The sequence below is a fragment of the Nitratireductor aquibiodomus NL21 = JCM 21793 genome (assembly GCF_000615975.1).
Lineage (GTDB): Bacteria > Pseudomonadota > Alphaproteobacteria > Rhizobiales > Rhizobiaceae > Nitratireductor > Nitratireductor aquibiodomus.
Map to the genome: position 1 here is coordinate 1 of NZ_BAMP01000050.1, position 15,517 is coordinate 15,517.

Sequence of the window (15,517 nt, forward strand, 5' to 3'; positions counted from 1 at the left end):
CGTTGTCGGCATGGCTGGCGCGGATCTGGCGAGCCGGCCAGGAGTTCGCACAGGCTGGCCGCCACCTCGATCTGGCCGCGGTGGCCGCGCAGCGTGTGGATCTCGTCGGCAAACGGCGCGGTGGAACCCATGGCCGCGTCGGTCGACAGCGCGCCGGTTACGATGGCCGCCTGGAGCGCGCGTTCGGCCCGGAACAGACCGGCGAGTGCGAGCGCGGTGGAGACCTGGGTGCCGTTGATCAGCGCCAGGCCTTCCTTGGCCGACAGGACGACGGGGGCAAGTCCTGCGCGCGATAACGCTTCACAGGCGGCAAGGCGGTCGCCCTGGAAAAAGGCCTCGCCTTCGCCGATCATTGCGGCCGTCATGTGCGCAAGCGGCGCGAGGTCGCCGGACGCGCCGACCGAACCTTTTCCGGGATGACGGGAAGCACGCCGGCCGTCAGCATGGCCTGCATCAGGGCGACGATCTCGGGCCTGACGCCGGAAGCGCCGCGTCCCAGCGACATGAGCTTGAGGACCATGATCAGGCGCACGATTTCCGGTGCCAGCGGTTCGCCCACGCCACAGCAATGGCTGAGGATCAGATTGCGCTGGAGGGTTGCGACATCGGCGCTGTCGATGCGGATCGAGGCGAGTTTGCCGAAGCCCGTGTTGACGCCGTAGACCGGCGCGTTGCCTGCGGCCACTTCGGCGATGCGCGCCGCAGCGCGCTCAATGCCCGGAAATGCGGTTTCCGACAAGGCGACATCGGTGGCGTTCCAGTAGATGCCGGCGAGGGCGCGCAGCGAGACCTGACCGGGAATAAGCGTTTCAGCCATGAACGACGGTTCCTTTGAAAATGCGTTTATGCAGGGAGTTGATGCCGAGCCGGCCGACGAGCTGGGCCGGGCATTCCACATCCCAGATGGCGAGATCGGCGGACGCGCCGGGATCCAGGCGTCCGATTTCATCTGCGAGACCGAGCGCCCGTGCGGCGTGAACCGTGACGGCCTCGAGGCATTCGCGCACCGTCAGGCCGAACAGGACGGCGCCCATGTTCATCGTCGTCAGGATCGAGGAGACCGGCGAGGTTCCGGGATTGCAGTCGGTGGCCAGCGCCATCGGGACGTTCGCCCGGCGCAGGGCTTCGACCGGCGGCTTCTGTGTTTCACTGAGCATGTAATAGGCGCCCGGCAGCAGCACCGCGACGGTGCCCGAAGCGGCGATGGCAGCGACCTCCGCGTCCTTGCCGTATTCGAAGTGATCGACGGACAGTGCGCCGAACTCGGCGGCGAGTGATGTTCCGCCGGATTGGGTGAGCTGTTCGGTATGCAACTTGACCGGAAGCCCCAGTTCGCGGGCTACCGCGAATAGCGGTCGGATCTCTTCGGCGGAGAAGGCGATCGACTCGCAAAAGGCGTCGACGGCATCGACGAGGCCTTCGGCATGGGCCTGTCTCAGGCCGGCGATGGCCACATTGCTAATGTAATCGGCTTTGGTTCCGTCGAAATCCATCGGCATGGTGTGGGCGGCGAGCCATGTGGTCTTGACCCGGACGGACCGCAGTGTCTCGAGAAGCCGGGCGGCACGCAGCATGTCGAGTTCCGCCCTAATCGACAGGCCGTAGCCCGATTTGATCTCGATCGTCGTCACGCCTTCCGAGAGCAAGGCATCGATGCGCGGCAGCGATTCTGCGACGAGTTCTTCGGGATCGAGGGCGCGGGTAGCAGCCACCGTCGAAACGATGCCGCCGCCGGCGCGGGCGATCTCCTGATAGGTCACGCCCAGGAGCCGCATTTCGAACTCGCCGGTGCGGTCGCCGCCGTGGATGATGTGGGTGTGACAGTCGATAAGACCCGGTGTGACGAGTCGTCCTTCGCAGTCCTCCACCTCGTATCCGTCGTGCGACAGCGTCGCGTCGATGATGGTGATACGGCCATCGCGAATGGCGATATCGACAAGGTCGTCTTCACCGTCGGCGAGCCGGGCATTTGTGAGAAGGATCGCGTTTGGCATTTCGTCCCTTTGGTGTGCTTTCAGCTTTGCATCTTCTGATAAATAAGTATATACATAGAAACCGACATTTGAAAAGATGAATTTTGGCCGTCTTGCCTTCCGCGGGCGCGGGACCAAAAAATTGGGAGCAATTTGACATGATCTTTGCAGATAAGGCCCTCTTGCCGACCGGCTGGGCGGACAATGTCCGGATCGAGATGTCCGAAGGTCTCGTAAGTGCTGTCCAAGCCGACGCGGCTTCACAGTCCGGCGACACCCGGGTCTCCGCGCTCGTTCCGGGCATGCCCAATGTGCACAGCCACGCCTTCCAGCGCGGCCATGCGGGGCTGACTGAAATCCGCGGGGCCGGGCGCGAGAGTTTCTGGACCTGGCGCGAGATGATGTATCGCTTTGCCCTGTCCGTCAGTCCTGAGGATGTCGCGACGCTCGCTGAAATGGCCTATGTAGAGATGCTGGAGGCCGGATATACCCGTGTGGGCGAGTTCCATTATCTGCATCATGCCCCCAACGGCGAGCCTTACGACAATCCCGCCGAACTTTCTGACCGGATATTTTCTGCGGCCGAACAGACCGGGATTGCGCTGACCCACCTGCCGGTCTTCTACGCCCATGGCGGTTTCGGGCCGAAGGCGCCGGCGAATGGGCAGCGGCGTTTTCTCAATTCGGTGGATCGCTTCGTCGATCTCGTCGAACGCTGCGACGCGCGCAAGACGCGGCCGCAGGATCGCGTCGGTTTCGCCCCGCATTCCCTGCGCGCCGCCAGCCATGAGGAGCTTAACCAACTCCGCGAGGCGCTGCCAAATCGAAAGCTTCACATCCACATCGCCGAACAGGTTCAGGAGGTGGAGGATTGCCTGACGTTTTACGGACGGCGACCGGTCGATTGGCTGCTCGACACGTTCGAGGTTAATGAAGACTGGTGCCTCATACATGCAACCCACATGACCGAGGTCGAAACGCAGGGCGTTGCGGCTTCGAAAGCCGTGGCAGGGCTTTGTCCGGTGACCGAGGCCAATCTCGGTGACGGTTTGTTTCCGGCTCCGGATTTTCTCGAAGCGAACGGGCGTATCGCGATTGGGACGGATTCCAACGTGCGGATCGATGTCGCTGAGGAATTGTGCATACTCGAATACGGACAGCGCCTTCAATCTCGCGCGCGCAATGTCTTGGCGCGTGAAGGCGGCTCAACGGGGCGGCGGCTGTTTGACGCCACGCTTTCTGGCGGCGCGCAGGCTCTGGACGCTCCCGTGCCGCAGATTGCCCCCGGTGCGCCTGCTGATCTGGTGGCTCTGACCGAAGGTCTGGCATTGGGCCATGACGACGCGCTGCTCGACTGCTGGATCTTCGGCCGGAATGTTGAGCCGAGCGACGTGTGGGCTGCGGGTGTGCAGGTCGTGCGCTCGGGGCGTCATATATGCCGTGACGCGGTGCAGGCGCGCTTTTTGGCCGTCTTGCATCGCGTGTTGTGCTGACCGCGTCGCCGCTACCGGTTTTGGCACTGTCCGCGGATCAAAGGATCCGGGCCATCGCCTCCAGGAACTGGTTGTTCTCCCAGTCGAGGCCCACCGATACACGCAGAAAGCTTTCATAACCATCCTGTTTCCACGGCTTCACGATGACGCCGCGGTCAATCAGGCGATCGGCGACTTCGACGGACGGCTGCCCGCAATCGACAAACAGGAAATTGCCCTTCGAGGGCAGAACCCGAAGTCCCAACTCCTTTAGCTTTGCCGCCATGCGGGCCCGTTCTCCCAACGTATAGGAGACGGCCTGTTCCTTGCTGTCCGTATGGGTCAATGCGGCCAGAGCGGCGGCCTGCGCGACGGCATTGACGTTGAAGGGTGTGCGCACGAGGTTCATGGAACGGATGACGTCATCGCTGTTGGAGATGGCATAGCCGATCCGCAGCGCCGCCAGCCCGTAGGCTTTGGAGAATGTCCGCAGAACGAGCAGCGGCTTGTCATGTTTCGCAAGATGCTCAGCGCCCGATGCGAAATCTGGACCTGCCGCATATTCCACATAGGCTTCGTCGAGGCAAAGCAAGCTCTCCGGATGCTGGGCTGCGAGCAAGGCTTCGAGTTCGTCAGGCCCCAGCCAGAGCCCGGCCGGATTCATCGGATTTGCGAACAAGGTGAGGCGAACCGGCTGTGCAACAGCTGCCAGAAGCGCTGTCATGTCGATGGTGCGGTCCGGCGTCAGGCCGATCCGGGTCACGTTTGCGCCCATCATGATCGCGTAATCCTCATGTAGCGGGAACGACGGAAACAGCGTGACCACCTCGTCGCCGGCGCCCAGGATCGCACGGGCGAGCACATTGAGCAGATCCTCCGATCCGTCACCCAAAATAACGCGGCTCGCGGGCGATCCGGTTTGGCGTGCTATCTCCCCGGTCAGCATGCGCCCGGACGGATCGGGGTAGAGGAACGGGCGCGCGATCGCGTCTGTCATAGCCTTGATGGTCGCTGCGTTCGGACCGTGCGGATTTTCATTGGAGGCCAGTTTTGCAACACGAGGACTGGTGACGCGCGCCGCGACGTCTTCGAGTGTCAGACCGGAGTTGTATGGCTTGAGTGCTGAAATTTCTGTCCGGGCTGAAAACCTGGGCGGCCGCATGGCTATCTCCGTTGACTCGGGCGTGATGATAGGTCATTCTATGTATAGACATATACAATAGGAGATCGCGAACTAATGCAAGGAGAAAGTGGGAGCCGCGTCGACCTGACGTTTGATTTCAGTGGCAAGACCGTCTTCGTCACAGGCGCAAGCCGGGGTATTGGGCGTGAAATCGCCTTGTCTTTCGCACGTGACGGCGCACGATTGATCCTGAGCGCACGCAACGTAGAGGCGCTTGCGCGGGTAGAACAGGAGGCGGGCGACCTAGGCGCCAATGTCAAAACAATTTTGCTGGATCAGCGCGATGTCGATGCGATCCGTGCGCAAATCGAGCCGCTGGGCGCAATCGATATCTTGGTCAACAATGCCGGTGTCGAGGAAGTCCGCCCGGCACTCGAGGCCGACGAGGCCCTGTGGGATAAGATCGTCGACACCAATCTGAAGGGTGCGTTCTTCGTCGCACAAGCCGTGGCTTCAAAGATGGCTGCCGCCGGGTCCGGGGCCATCATCAACCTCGCGTCGCTTACGTCTTATGTCGGTGTGCCGGGAGCCGTTCCCTACGGCGCATCGAAGAGCGGCATCCTGGGCATGACCCGGGCGATGGCCTCCGAATGGGCGCCACTTGGCATAAGGGTCAACGCAATAGCGCCGGGCTATTTCCAAACGGACATGACGAGTGTGTTCTATGAGGACAAGGACTGGGTGGAGCGGATGATCGCCAATATTCCGGCGGGTCGGTTCGGAGAACTGGCCGATCTGAACGGGACGGTGAAGTTTCTCGCTTCCAGTGGAGCCCGATACATAATTGGACAATGCGTGATCATAGACGGCGGATATCTGGCAAAGATTTAGGCAACGGTGGACTTCCAGTCAAATAGTTGCCGAAATCCCGATATTAAGTATATACTTTAAATCCGAGGGATGCTTATATCCTCTGAATAGCAGATTGCAGGGCCGACGATGACAGACCAATCCGCCGCACAAGCCGTACCCGCAGAACCGCCGCGTGAGATCGCGGTCCGTGCAAGCCACGTTTCGATGGACTTCGGCAACGGTGTGCTCGCGGTGAACGATGCGAGCTTCGAACTGGAGAAGGGTCGGTTCTTGACGATCCTCGGACCCTCCGGATCGGGCAAGACGACCCTGCTGCAAATGATTGCGGGCTTCCGGAGCAGACGTCAGGTGACATCACCATAAGCGGCAAGGCCGTCGGGTCAGCGCCTCCGCACCGCCGGTCCATCGGTATGGTGTTTCAACGGCTTGCGTTGTTCCCGCACATGACGGCCGCGGAAAATGTTGCGTTCCCGCTCAAGATGCGCCGCTTCGATCTCAGCACAATCCCGGGCCGGGTGAGCCGCTTTCTCGATCTGGTGAAGCTCGGCGGTTATGGTGACCGGCGGATCCACGAACTCTCGGGCGGCCAGCAGCAGCGCGTCGCCATCGCAAGGGCCCTGGTGTTCGAGCCTGAGCTACTGCTGCTGGACGAGCCGCTCGCAGCACTCGACGTCAAGTTGCGCGAAGAGATGCAGCTCGAATTCCGACGCATCCAGCATGAACTGGGTGTGACCACGATCAACGTCACCCACGATCAGCGCGAAGCCCTCGTTGTTTCGGACGACGTCATTGTTATGGACGGGGGCCGCATTCAACAACACGCCAATCCGGTGGAACTCTACCGCGCGCCGAAGAACCCCTTCGTCGCGGGGTTCCTCGGTCTGTCCTCCTTCGTCGAAGGAGCGGCGACCGCCGACGGCAACCTGAAAGCGGGCGACGTTTTGGTCCGGGGCGTGCCGGTGGGCGATCTCGCGGAAGGTGCGCACGTCGTCGCGGCGATCCGGGCGGAACAGATCCGTCTGGCGGCATCGTCCGGAGAACTCGGATCGTGCGACACGCTGCTCGACGGCACCGTGTCGATACGATTTTCGAGGGTGAGCGCCAGATGTACGTCGTCGATGCGAAGGCGCTGCCCGGCACAACGTTCCGCGTCTATCACCATGACCCAGACGGCTTCGGCCTGTTCGGTGTAGGGGATTCCGTGGCCATTGGCTGGAACCGCCGGGATTTGAAGATCTTTAGCCCCGCAGCACAACGATGAGACCAGGCTGCAAACCAACAGAGGAGAATACAAATGCACAAACCTTTTTCCCGCCGAAGCGTTCTTCGCGCTGGTGTTGCTGCCGGAGGCGCGGCGCTCTTTGCCACCATGCCGACCCGACGTCTGTTCGCCCAGGAAGCCGACAAGCTTCCGAGATCATCGTGCGTGCATGGGGTGGCGAGTGGGTGGAAGCTCTCAAGAAGGGCGTCTCCGACCGCTTCACCGAAATGACCGGTATCTCCGTACGGCACGATCTGACCGAGGACAATGAAATCCAGCCCAAGCTCTGGGCTGCCGTAGCGCAGGGCCGCGTGCCCCCGATCCACGTCAACTGGGACACGACCACCAACGCGACCAAATCGGCACTGCGCGGCGTGACCGAAGACCTTTCGGATCTGTCAAACCTCGCCAACACCACGGATCTCGCCAAGCCGGTTGGACTCGACGGATACCCGATCGTCAACACCTACGGTTATGTCTATGTGCTGGCCTATCGTCCAGAGGCCTTCCCGGACGGTCCGCCGAAATCCTGGCGCGATCTGCTCGACCCCAAGTTCAAGGGTCGAATCGCGCTCTACAATGACGGCATCGGCTTCCATTTCCCAGCACAGGTCGCCGGTGGCGGTTCGCTCGACGGCATCCCTGATCACATGGAGCCCTGCTGGGAATTCGTGCGCGAGATCAAGAAGCAGAACCCGCTTCTCGGGGAAGATCCGGATTTCACCACTTGGTTCCAGAACGGCGAAATAGATGCGGCCTGTACCATCTCGACTAACGCCCTTGCTGCCAAGAAGAACGGCGTCGACCTGGCCTGGACCGTCCCGGCAGAGGGCTGCAAGTTCGACACCGACTGCCTCTGGGTACCGAAGAACCTTCCCGAGAACGAAGCGTACTGGGCCAAGCAATACGTCAATCTCGCCTTGTCTCAGGAGAGCCAGCAAATCTGGCTCGACGGCCTCGGTCTTCCGGGCGTGGTTCCCGGGCTGACCCCGCCACCGGGCCTCGAGAACGACCCGTCCTATCCGACCAAGCCCGAGGATTTCAAACACCTGATCCGCATCTCGTCCGCGGTTCAGGTTCAGAACGAAAGCGATTGGTTCGCCAAGTTCAAGGAAATCATGCAGGGCTGATCTCCACAGCCTCACCGGGCGAGCCTCTTCCGCTCGCCCGGACTAAAAAAGTGGCGTGCCGCGAGTCGATTTTGCCGGCACGCCGCCAGACCTGTCACATCGACATCGGAACGACGTAGCAATGCCCGAAACCACGTCCCAGGAAGAAGCGTCCAAGGCTTTCAGATACCCGCTGCGGTGGCGTGTCATGGACGCGCTGAACGCAGGATTGGACCGTTTATGGCCCGCCCGCATGATGCCCTACACCGGTTGGGCGCTGATCACGCCCGCGCTGCTGCTGGTCGGTTTGCTGGTTCTCGGGCTGTTCCAGATGGCCGACAGTTCGCTGCACACGCTGGACCGGGCGACGTTCCTGCCGTCGGAGGGCTACACGCTCGAAAACTACCAGACCGTCTTCGAGAACGCGACCTACGGCCGCATCATCTGGCGCTCGGTCCTGGCCGCGGTGCTGACCGTTTTCTTCACGCTGCTTTTAGCGCTTCCCTATTCCTACATCATGGTCCGAACTTCGAGTTCGGCCGTGCGCAAGGCCCTGCTCGTCGTCCTGTTCCTGCCCTTCTTCATCGGTCAGGTGGTGCGCGCCTATGGCCTGCTTATCATTCTCGGCACGACGGGCGTGGCCAACAATGCGCTCGGTCTGGTCGGGATCGAGCCGATCCGTCTCCTTTTCAATTTTCCGGCGGTCGTCTTCGGGCTCGTGCAGTACATGCTGCCCTTCGCCGTCCTCATGCTCGCCCCGGCGCTGACCGCCATTCCGCGTGAGACCGAAACGGCTGCGGCGTCACTCGGCGCGAACTGGTTCCGCACCTTTCGCCACGTCGTGATACCCATGGCCAAGCCGGGCCTGATCGGCGCCGGTCTGGTCGTCGGCACCCTGGCGCTGACCGACTTCGCCATGCCTGCGATGCTGGGTGGCGGCTCGCAGGATTTCATCGCCAACGCAATCTACGACCAGTTCTTCCGTACCGCCGACCAAGGCCTCGGCGCAGCCCTCGCGCTTCTTCTGGTGGTGCTGGGATCTGTGTTCGTCGGGATCGTCATTTCGATATTCGGTGCCGGAACGCTAGGCATGGGAGGAAAGAAATGACCGCGACCTCCCAACGCATCCTATTCTGGACCACCGTCTGGTTCTGCATCCTGATCCTGTCGGTTCCGACGATCATCGTAGTCGGAGCGTCGTTCACGACCTCTAACATGATCTCCTTTCCGCCCGAAGGTTTCACCTTCAAGTGGTACGAGAAGATCGCCTTGGCACGCGATCTGCAGCAGGCGTTCTTCCGCTCGCTGTACGTCTCCACGGCCTGCCTGATCGTATCCGTTCCTGTGGGAACGCTGGCGGGACTCGCACTGTCGCGGTTCCGGATCCGCTTTTCGAATATGATCCAAGTCTATCTGCTGTTGCCCTTCACCGTTCCGCTCATCGGCTCGGGCATCGGCATGATGCTGATCTTCGGCGAGTGGCGCATTCTGGGTAGCCTCTGGCCGATCGGCGTGGCTCTCGCTGTTATCAACCTGCCCTTCATCATCTGGTCGGTTTCGTCCGCCGCCGGAGCGCTCGACAGCGATCTAGAACTTGCCGCGTCGAGCTGCGGGGCGGGGCGGTTCGAAACCTTCTGGTACGTCACCCTTCCGGGCATAATGCCTGGCGTGATCACCGGCGGTCTATTGATGTTCGTACTGGCGATGAGCGAATTTCTCGTCTCGTTGCTTCTGACCGACGCGCGCACGGTGACGCTGCCGGTCCAGATCTACAACAACATCCGATCGATCATCACGCCGGACCTCGCGGCGGTGTCCTCGGTCTTCGTGGTAATCGCGCTCATTGTGGTCTGGCTTCTCGATCGTCTCGTGGGACTCGAAATCTTCCTCAAATCCAAATGATGGTTGGCCGGCTTTGGTTGCCGCGACCTCGCTCTATCCGACTGAAAGGTTCTGTCATGTCCGACATCAACGTCCAAAAACTCGCCGGCCTCGGTGACACCGAGCGCGCCGCTCTCGTTCGCCGCTCCGAAGCGGATCTGTCGTTCTTCCTCGACAAGGTGCAGCCCATCATCGACGCGGTCAAAACCGAAGGAGATGCGGCGCTCGTGCGTTTCGGGCGTGAACTCGACAAGGCGGCGCCGCTGACTGTCGAAACGCTCAAGGTGTCGGAGGCCGAGTTTGACGAAGCCTTCACCCTGGTCGACGACAAGGTGATAGAAGCGATCCGCTTCGGTATCGAGAATATCCGCACCTTCCACGAAGAACAGGCCCCCGAGCCGATGTGGCTCAAGGAAGTACGGCCGGGCGCATTTGCGGGCGACCGCTACCTGCCGATCAGCTCGGTGGCACTCTACGTTCCGCGCGGCAAGGGCTCGTTCCCCTCGGTGACCATGATGACTTCGGTCCCAGGTGTCGTCGCCAAGGTTCCCAATCTTGCAATCTTCACGCCGCCCGGCCGGGACGGCAAGGTGGATGCCGCGACGCTGGTCGCCGCCCGGATCGCGGGCGTCGAAACACTCTACAAATGCGGTGGCGCCCAAGCCGTAGCGGCTGCCGCCTTCGGCACGCAAACCGTCAGAAAGGCGCAAAAGATCGTCGGCCCCGGCAGTCCTTGGGTGGTTGCCGCCAAGCGCCTACTGGCCGGCATCATCGATCCCGGCCTGCCGGCAGGTCCCTCCGAATGTGTGATCCTCGCCGATGACACGGTTTCGGGCCGACTTGCGGCGATGGACCTGCTGATAGAGGCCGAACACGGTCCCGACAGCTCCGCCTGGCTGGTCACGCCCTCCGAGCGGGTCGTCGAAGAAGCGCTCGCCACTCTTCCCGAACTGTGGGGGAAAATGACCGAACAGCGTGTCGAGTTTTCTCGCACCGTGCTGACGGGGCAGTCCGGAGGCATCGTTCTCGCTAGGGACATGGACGACGCCTGCGCCTTCGTGAACGAATATGCCCCCGAGCATCTCGAGATCCTCTCGACCAAGCCTTTCGATTATCTGGGTGAAATCACTGAAGCTTCCGAAATTCTTCTGGGCACCCATACGCCGGTTTCGATCGCCAACTTCGCGCTCGGTCCCAATGCGGTGCTTCCGACCTCGAAGGGCGCCAACACCTATGGCCCGCTTTCTGTAACCGATTTCATCCGCCGCAGTTCGATCGGTTACGTCACCGAGAAGGGCTATCCGGAGATGGCCAAGGCTGCCAAGACGCTTGCCGAGTACGAAGGCTTTTCCTCGCACGCCAACGCGGTCAGCGATCTGCGCCAAGACTACCTGAAGGATATCTGATGGAAGCGGTCCGCCTCCATGGTGTCGGTGACCTGAGGCACGAGACGGTCACCGCACCCGCCGCGCCTGAACGGGACGAAGTCACGCTGGCGGTCTCCGTCGCCGGGATCTGCGGTTCGGATCTGCATAACTATCGCACCGGCGCCTGGATCAGCCGGGCGCCGTCCGTGGCGGGTCACGAGTTCACCGGTTCGGTCACGGCGCTGGGCGAGGGTGTCTCCCATGTCGCCATCGGTGACCGCGTGATCGTCGACAGCCGGTGGACCTGCGGGACATGCCAGGCCTGTCGCAATGGCGTCAGGCAGGTGTGCACCAATCTCGGCTTTCTCGGCGAAGTCATCGATGGCGGTTTCGCCGAACAGGTGACCCTTCCGGCGCGAAACGTCATAAAGGCGCCGGCGGGTGTCGCCGATCGCTACCTTGCGATGGCCGAACCCCTGGCGGTTGCTCTGCATGCCCTAAACCTCATGGACATGCCTAAAGGCGCGGAGATCGTCGTCGCCGGATGCGGTCCGATCGGCGGTCTGATCACGCTGCTTGCGACCCGCGCTGGCCACCCGGTCAAGATCCTCGATCGCGACAACGCGCGAACCGCTCTGGTGGCCGAAGCCACCAGAGCGGAGGTGACAAGCTTCGAGGCGTTGAGCGACCACTATTACCGCCATGCGATCGACACGACCGGTAGCCCCATGTGATCAAGGGACTTCTGTCGACCATCGGAGGCGCCAGCCGCCTCGGGCTCGTCGGCATCGGCAGTGCGGCTGAGATAATCGATCCGGTGCATCTGGTGGAGCGCGAAATCGCGCTTGTCGGTTGCCACGCGTTCAACGACGAACTGGCCGCGATCGGCGACATGCTGCGCGATCTGGCGCCGCAGCTCGACCCCTTTATCGCAGACATGATTTCGCTCGCCGATGTGCCGGCGACCTATGAGCTTCTGCTGACGGGAAAGACGGGCAGGATCAAGACGCTCATTCAGATCGGAGGACTCGATGGCCGTTGAACTGGGGCCGTCCTCCCGGACGGCTGAAATCCGTGCGGTCGCGCGCCAGGATGTGTCGCGTGCCGCAGGAATGCTCGAGGCGTTCATTGCAGAACTCTTCGGCATCCCAGTTGCGGAGCTGAAAATCAATCTCGACCAGTATTCGCTCAATTCGCTGAACGGTTTTTTCCGGTCGGGCGATGACCGGTTCTTCTTCAAGTTCCACCAGGAGGAAGGCGAGGAAGAGATGACCGGGGAATATTACCGGGCCGACATTCTCTCCTCGGCCGGGCTGCCGGTCGATCAGCCCGTTCACATGTCGACGCTGCCGGGTGAACAGCTGCTGATCTACCGCAGGCGTTCCGATCCGCGTTTTTCCGACGTGTTGTTCGAGCTGGATCAGGCGCCCGACAATGATGACATTGCCCGCGCACGGGCGGCGGAAGCGGAACTCAATGACGGCATCCTGGCAGTCGCGAAAGCGAGTCTGCGACTGATTTCCGGTGAAGAGGCTGCCGCCGAACCGATCCACCGGCTGTTCTACGAGCGCCTGATCGATCTGCCCGGCGAGGCCTATCCGGGCGGGCGCCTTGCGAAATTCTATGTCGGCAAGCGGTTCGATTTTCCGAACGGCATCTCGCTCGACTGGGAAGAGATCGCCGACGCGCCCGTCATGATCAACGGCCTGCGCTACGGGCGCACGCTGCGGCAGGCTTTCGACGAGGCGCATGAGCGCTATCGTCCAGAAAACACCGCGTCCGCCGGCGGGATTGTTGCCCATGGCGACGCGCACAATGCCAATGTCTGGTACGAACGCGGCAGCGAGTGCGACCGGCTGGCGTTCTTCGATCCGGCCTTTGCCGGCGACAAGGTTCCCTCGCTTCTGGCCGAGGTCAAATCGACGTTTCACAATATCTTCGCCCACCCGTTTTGGCTCTACAACCCGGAAATGGCGGCCGAGCGTTACCGCGCCGCGGTCCGGCTCGAAGAGGGCGTGCTCAGTTTCGAGACGGATTGGAAACTGAGCCCGGTACGGATAACCCTGCTCAAAGCGAAGGCCGAGACCTTCTGGAAGCCATGGCTTGCCCATCTGCGAAACGAAGGTCTCCTGCCGAACGACTGGGAAGCTATCGTACGCACCGGATTGTTCCTGTCGCCCACCCTGGTGATGAACCTGAATGCGGGCGAGGGTGGGGACCGTCACAACCCCGTTTCTTCGGCGATCGGTCTGAGCGTAGCCCTGTCCGCCGCTTCGCGGCCGGTCGAGGGAGACGACATGTTCACGCGCTTCTTTGATAGGGTCCGCCCTGAATGAGCCTCGAGCGCCGCTACCAGAACGTCGAGGATTTTGCGCAAGTGGCGCGCCGGCGTCTGCCGAAGATCTTTGCCGACTACATCGACGGCGGGTCCTTCTCCGAGACGACGCTCCGCCGCAACAGGGAAGATTTCGATCTCTTCGCGTTGCGGCAGAGGGTGCTCTCTCCGCTTGCGGCGACCTCCGATCTGTCCGTCACGGTGGCCGGGCGCCTCTCCAAACTGCCGTTCGGCCCGGGGCCGGTAGGCTTTCTGGCTCTCTACCGTAAGAACGGCGACATCGCCGTTGCGCGGGCGGCGGCCGAGGCCGGCATCCCGTTCGTGTTGTCGACCTTCTCGATCAACGGTCTGGGAACGATCCGAGAGGCGACCGGTGTCGCCCCGGATTTCCAGCTCTATCTAGACGAAGACCCGGAGGTGAACGCGGCCCATCTCGATGCCTGCCGCGTGCAGGGCGTCGAGCGTATCTTTCTCACCGTCGATACCGCGATCACCTCGGTTCGTGAGCGCGACGTGCGGAATGGGTTTCGCGGCGTCGACCGGATGACGCCGGGCCTGTTGTGGCAGTTTGCGCAGCGGCCCTTGTGGTCGCTCGATCTTCTGCTCGGCGGGTTCCCCGAGGTCGAGCTCGTCAGGGGACGGCCGGAGTTCGGACGTGGCGCAATGGCTCAAGCGGGCAACCTGTCCCGTCGCCTCGACAAGAACCTGACGTGGGACACGGTCGCGGAGCTGCGCCATGCCTGGTCCGGACAGCTCTTCATCAAGGGCGTGTCCGACCCGGCGGACGCAGCGCGGGCGCGAGAGGCGGGCGTCGACGGGATCGTTCTGTCCAATCACGGCGGTCGGCAACTGGACCATGGACGATCAACGGTCGCGATGATCCCAGAGATGCGCGAGGCGTTGGGGCCGTCAGCGGCGCTCGTCGTCGACAGCGGATTCCGGCGCGGAAGCGATATCGTCAAGGCCCTGGCGCTCGGCGCAGATTTCGTTCTCATGGGTCGGCCGTTCGCTTGGGCCGTCGCAGCGGAAGGCGAGGCTGGCGTCGCGCATCTCATTGTGCTCATTGAACGGGAAATAGAGATTACGCTGAACTTGATGGGACTGTCATCGATGGAAGAACTGCGACAACAAGAGGATTGCATTCTTCGCAAATAATCGAGCTCTGGCCGCAAGCGTTAAGAGCTTTAGCGAAGGTGACGCGCGGACTGCGAATGAAATCCGGTGTCTCCTCCTTTGTGTAAGGTGAAGCGAAGCTTCTTGGCACACTCGGCGTCATGAATTCGGAAGGGAAGAGACGTCAGCCGGGAGTTACACAGTCACAAAAGGTCGATGGCGTGTCGTACTATGATAGATCAAGGTTCTGTGTCACTCTTTCGGAGATCGCTGATTCGAAGAATCGCGAGAACATGGATGTTGTTATCAAGAAGCTTGCGGCACGCTACGGCCTCAAATCCGCAGCGTATTTCGGTATAGCTCTACACGGCCAATTGAGCGACGAGCCATTTCTTTCGGTGACGTACTCGTCAGAGTGGGTGGAGCACTACAAAAGCCAGCGCTTCGTGGAGATTGATCCGGTCATCCAAACTGGCTTCCGGCGCTTGCTCCCTCTCGATTGGGATGGGTTCGCCAAAACTGACCAGAGGGTCAGAACCTTGTTTGGCGAGGCCGCTGAATTTGGTCTTGGAAGGAAAGGCCTCACGATCCCGGTTCACGGCCGGCAGGGAGATCGCGGACTGTTCTCAATCAGCTGCGACCGCTCTGATCGCGACTGGACCCACGATAAGCTCGTATATCTACGCGATTTCCAGGTCTTGGCGACGCACTTTCATGACAAGGTCCTAAGTCTTGTTGGGCACCGGCCGTCAATGGCGCACCTTTCCCCTCGTGAACTCGAATGCTTGCAGTGGATTGCGGAGGGCAAGACGGCCTGGGAATGCGCAGTGATCTTAGGGCTCTCTCAACACACTGTCCGTTGCTATCTGGAGAGCGCCCGCCACAAGCTCAACGCCTCCAGCAACACCCATGCTGTCTCGATCGCTCATCGAGCAGGCTTACTCCTCCCCATCCTGTAAACCCGGCCATCGGGCCGGATTCCCGCCTTCGAGCTTCGCCGATAACTGGTG

Annotated in this window: 13 protein-coding genes and 2 pseudogenes; 12 read left to right on the plus strand and 3 right to left on the minus strand. The window is 61.6% G+C overall.

Annotation, left to right across the window (positions count from 1 at the left end; genetic code table 11):
- Both JCM21793_RS26015 and hutI read right to left on the minus strand, forming a co-directional pair.
- Positions 1-817 (minus strand): annotated as a pseudogene (locus JCM21793_RS26015) (aromatic amino acid lyase); the annotation flags it as partial.
- Positions 810-1,994 (minus strand): imidazolonepropionase, encoded by a 1,185-nt coding sequence (gene hutI, locus JCM21793_RS14115; RefSeq protein WP_036540426.1) that lies wholly within the window; start codon positions 1,992-1,994, stop codon positions 810-812. The gene hutI and the pseudogene JCM21793_RS26015, both read right to left, overlap by 8 nt.
- A 137-nt stretch (positions 1,995-2,131) precedes the next feature.
- On the opposite strand from hutI, the gene JCM21793_RS14120 reads away from it, so the two are divergent.
- Positions 2,132-3,466 carry a formimidoylglutamate deiminase gene (locus JCM21793_RS14120; RefSeq protein ID WP_025030781.1) on the plus strand — a complete coding sequence of 445 codons (1,335 nt, stop codon included), beginning with the start codon at positions 2,132-2,134 and terminating at the stop codon, positions 3,464-3,466.
- Between the two features lie 37 nt (positions 3,467-3,503).
- Here JCM21793_RS14120 and hisC read toward each other — a convergent pair whose 3' ends face one another.
- A complete protein-coding gene (gene hisC, locus JCM21793_RS14125) occupies positions 3,504-4,607 on the minus strand; it encodes a histidinol-phosphate transaminase (protein ID WP_025030782.1) in 1,104 nt (367 codons plus the stop codon).
- Positions 4,608-4,682: 75 nt separating this feature from the next.
- Here hisC and JCM21793_RS14130 point away from each other — a divergent pair, with 75 nt between their 5' ends.
- The 11 genes and pseudogenes from JCM21793_RS14130 (at position 4,683) to JCM21793_RS14175 (ending at position 15,466) form a co-directional block, all read left to right on the plus strand.
- Positions 4,683-5,459 carry an SDR family NAD(P)-dependent oxidoreductase gene (locus JCM21793_RS14130; RefSeq protein ID WP_025030783.1) on the plus strand — a complete coding sequence of 259 codons (777 nt, stop codon included), beginning with the start codon at positions 4,683-4,685 and terminating at the stop codon, positions 5,457-5,459.
- Positions 5,460-5,567: 108 nt separating this feature from the next.
- Positions 5,568-6,702: pseudogene (locus tag JCM21793_RS26020) on the plus strand (ABC transporter ATP-binding protein).
- 161 nt (positions 6,703-6,863) lie between these two features.
- On the plus strand, positions 6,864-7,832 hold the full coding sequence (locus tag JCM21793_RS26025; protein WP_244439762.1) for an ABC transporter substrate-binding protein: 969 nt from the start codon (positions 6,864-6,866) through the stop codon (positions 7,830-7,832).
- Between the two features lie 187 nt (positions 7,833-8,019).
- Positions 8,020-8,919: an ABC transporter permease gene (locus JCM21793_RS14145; RefSeq protein ID WP_244439763.1), complete on the plus strand. Its 900-nt coding sequence runs from the start codon at positions 8,020-8,022 to the stop codon at positions 8,917-8,919.
- A complete protein-coding gene (locus JCM21793_RS14150; RefSeq protein WP_025030785.1) occupies positions 8,916-9,713 on the plus strand; it encodes an ABC transporter permease in 798 nt (265 codons plus the stop codon). Before JCM21793_RS14145 ends, JCM21793_RS14150 begins: the two co-directional genes overlap by 4 nt.
- Before the next feature lie 56 nt (positions 9,714-9,769).
- Positions 9,770-11,098, plus strand: coding sequence for a histidinol dehydrogenase (gene hisD / locus JCM21793_RS14155; RefSeq protein WP_025030786.1), 1,329 nt, complete (start codon positions 9,770-9,772; stop codon positions 11,096-11,098).
- Complete coding sequence (locus JCM21793_RS26030) at positions 11,098-11,793, plus strand: zinc-dependent alcohol dehydrogenase (RefSeq protein WP_244439764.1); 696 nt, start codon at positions 11,098-11,100, stop codon at positions 11,791-11,793. The genes hisD and JCM21793_RS26030 overlap by 1 nt, the downstream gene beginning before the upstream one ends.
- Positions 11,790-12,101 (plus strand): MDR/zinc-dependent alcohol dehydrogenase-like family protein, encoded by a 312-nt coding sequence (locus JCM21793_RS30355; RefSeq protein ID WP_244439765.1) that lies wholly within the window; start codon positions 11,790-11,792, stop codon positions 12,099-12,101. The genes JCM21793_RS26030 and JCM21793_RS30355 overlap by 4 nt, the downstream gene beginning before the upstream one ends.
- 70 nt (positions 12,102-12,171) lie before the next feature.
- The gene (locus JCM21793_RS14165; RefSeq protein WP_025030787.1) at positions 12,172-13,395 is read left to right on the plus strand and encodes a hypothetical protein; all 1,224 of its coding nucleotides are present in this window, start codon (positions 12,172-12,174) and stop codon (positions 13,393-13,395) included.
- Complete coding sequence (locus tag JCM21793_RS14170; RefSeq protein WP_025030788.1) at positions 13,392-14,549, plus strand: alpha-hydroxy acid oxidase; 1,158 nt, start codon at positions 13,392-13,394, stop codon at positions 14,547-14,549. The genes JCM21793_RS14165 and JCM21793_RS14170 overlap by 4 nt, the downstream gene beginning before the upstream one ends.
- 251 nt (positions 14,550-14,800) lie before the next feature.
- Complete coding sequence (locus JCM21793_RS14175) at positions 14,801-15,466, plus strand: LuxR family transcriptional regulator (protein WP_162175225.1); 666 nt, start codon at positions 14,801-14,803, stop codon at positions 15,464-15,466.
- Positions 15,467-15,517: the final 51 nt, after the last annotated feature.

Bases quoted from the DNA above. Each gene is read 5' to 3' on its own strand.
- hutI (WP_036540426.1), bottom strand. From the start codon at position 1,994: ATGCCAAACGCGATCCTTCTCACAAATGCCCGGCTCGCCGACGGTGAA.
- JCM21793_RS14120 (WP_025030781.1), top strand. From the start codon at position 2,132: ATGATCTTTGCAGATAAGGCCCTCTTGCCGACCGGCTGGGCGGACAAT.
- hisC (WP_025030782.1), bottom strand. From the start codon at position 4,607: ATGCGGCCGCCCAGGTTTTCAGCCCGGACAGAAATTTCAGCACTCAAG.
- JCM21793_RS14130 (WP_025030783.1), top strand. From the start codon at position 4,683: ATGCAAGGAGAAAGTGGGAGCCGCGTCGACCTGACGTTTGATTTCAGT.
- JCM21793_RS14145 (WP_244439763.1), top strand. From the start codon at position 8,020: ATGGACGCGCTGAACGCAGGATTGGACCGTTTATGGCCCGCCCGCATG.
- JCM21793_RS14150 (WP_025030785.1), top strand. From the start codon at position 8,916: ATGACCGCGACCTCCCAACGCATCCTATTCTGGACCACCGTCTGGTTC.
- hisD (WP_025030786.1), top strand. From the start codon at position 9,770: ATGTCCGACATCAACGTCCAAAAACTCGCCGGCCTCGGTGACACCGAG.
- JCM21793_RS26030 (WP_244439764.1), top strand. From the start codon at position 11,098: ATGGAAGCGGTCCGCCTCCATGGTGTCGGTGACCTGAGGCACGAGACG.
- JCM21793_RS14165 (WP_025030787.1), top strand. From the start codon at position 12,172: ATGCTCGAGGCGTTCATTGCAGAACTCTTCGGCATCCCAGTTGCGGAG.
- JCM21793_RS14170 (WP_025030788.1), top strand. From the start codon at position 13,392: ATGAGCCTCGAGCGCCGCTACCAGAACGTCGAGGATTTTGCGCAAGTG.
- JCM21793_RS14175 (WP_162175225.1), top strand. From the start codon at position 14,801: ATGGATGTTGTTATCAAGAAGCTTGCGGCACGCTACGGCCTCAAATCC.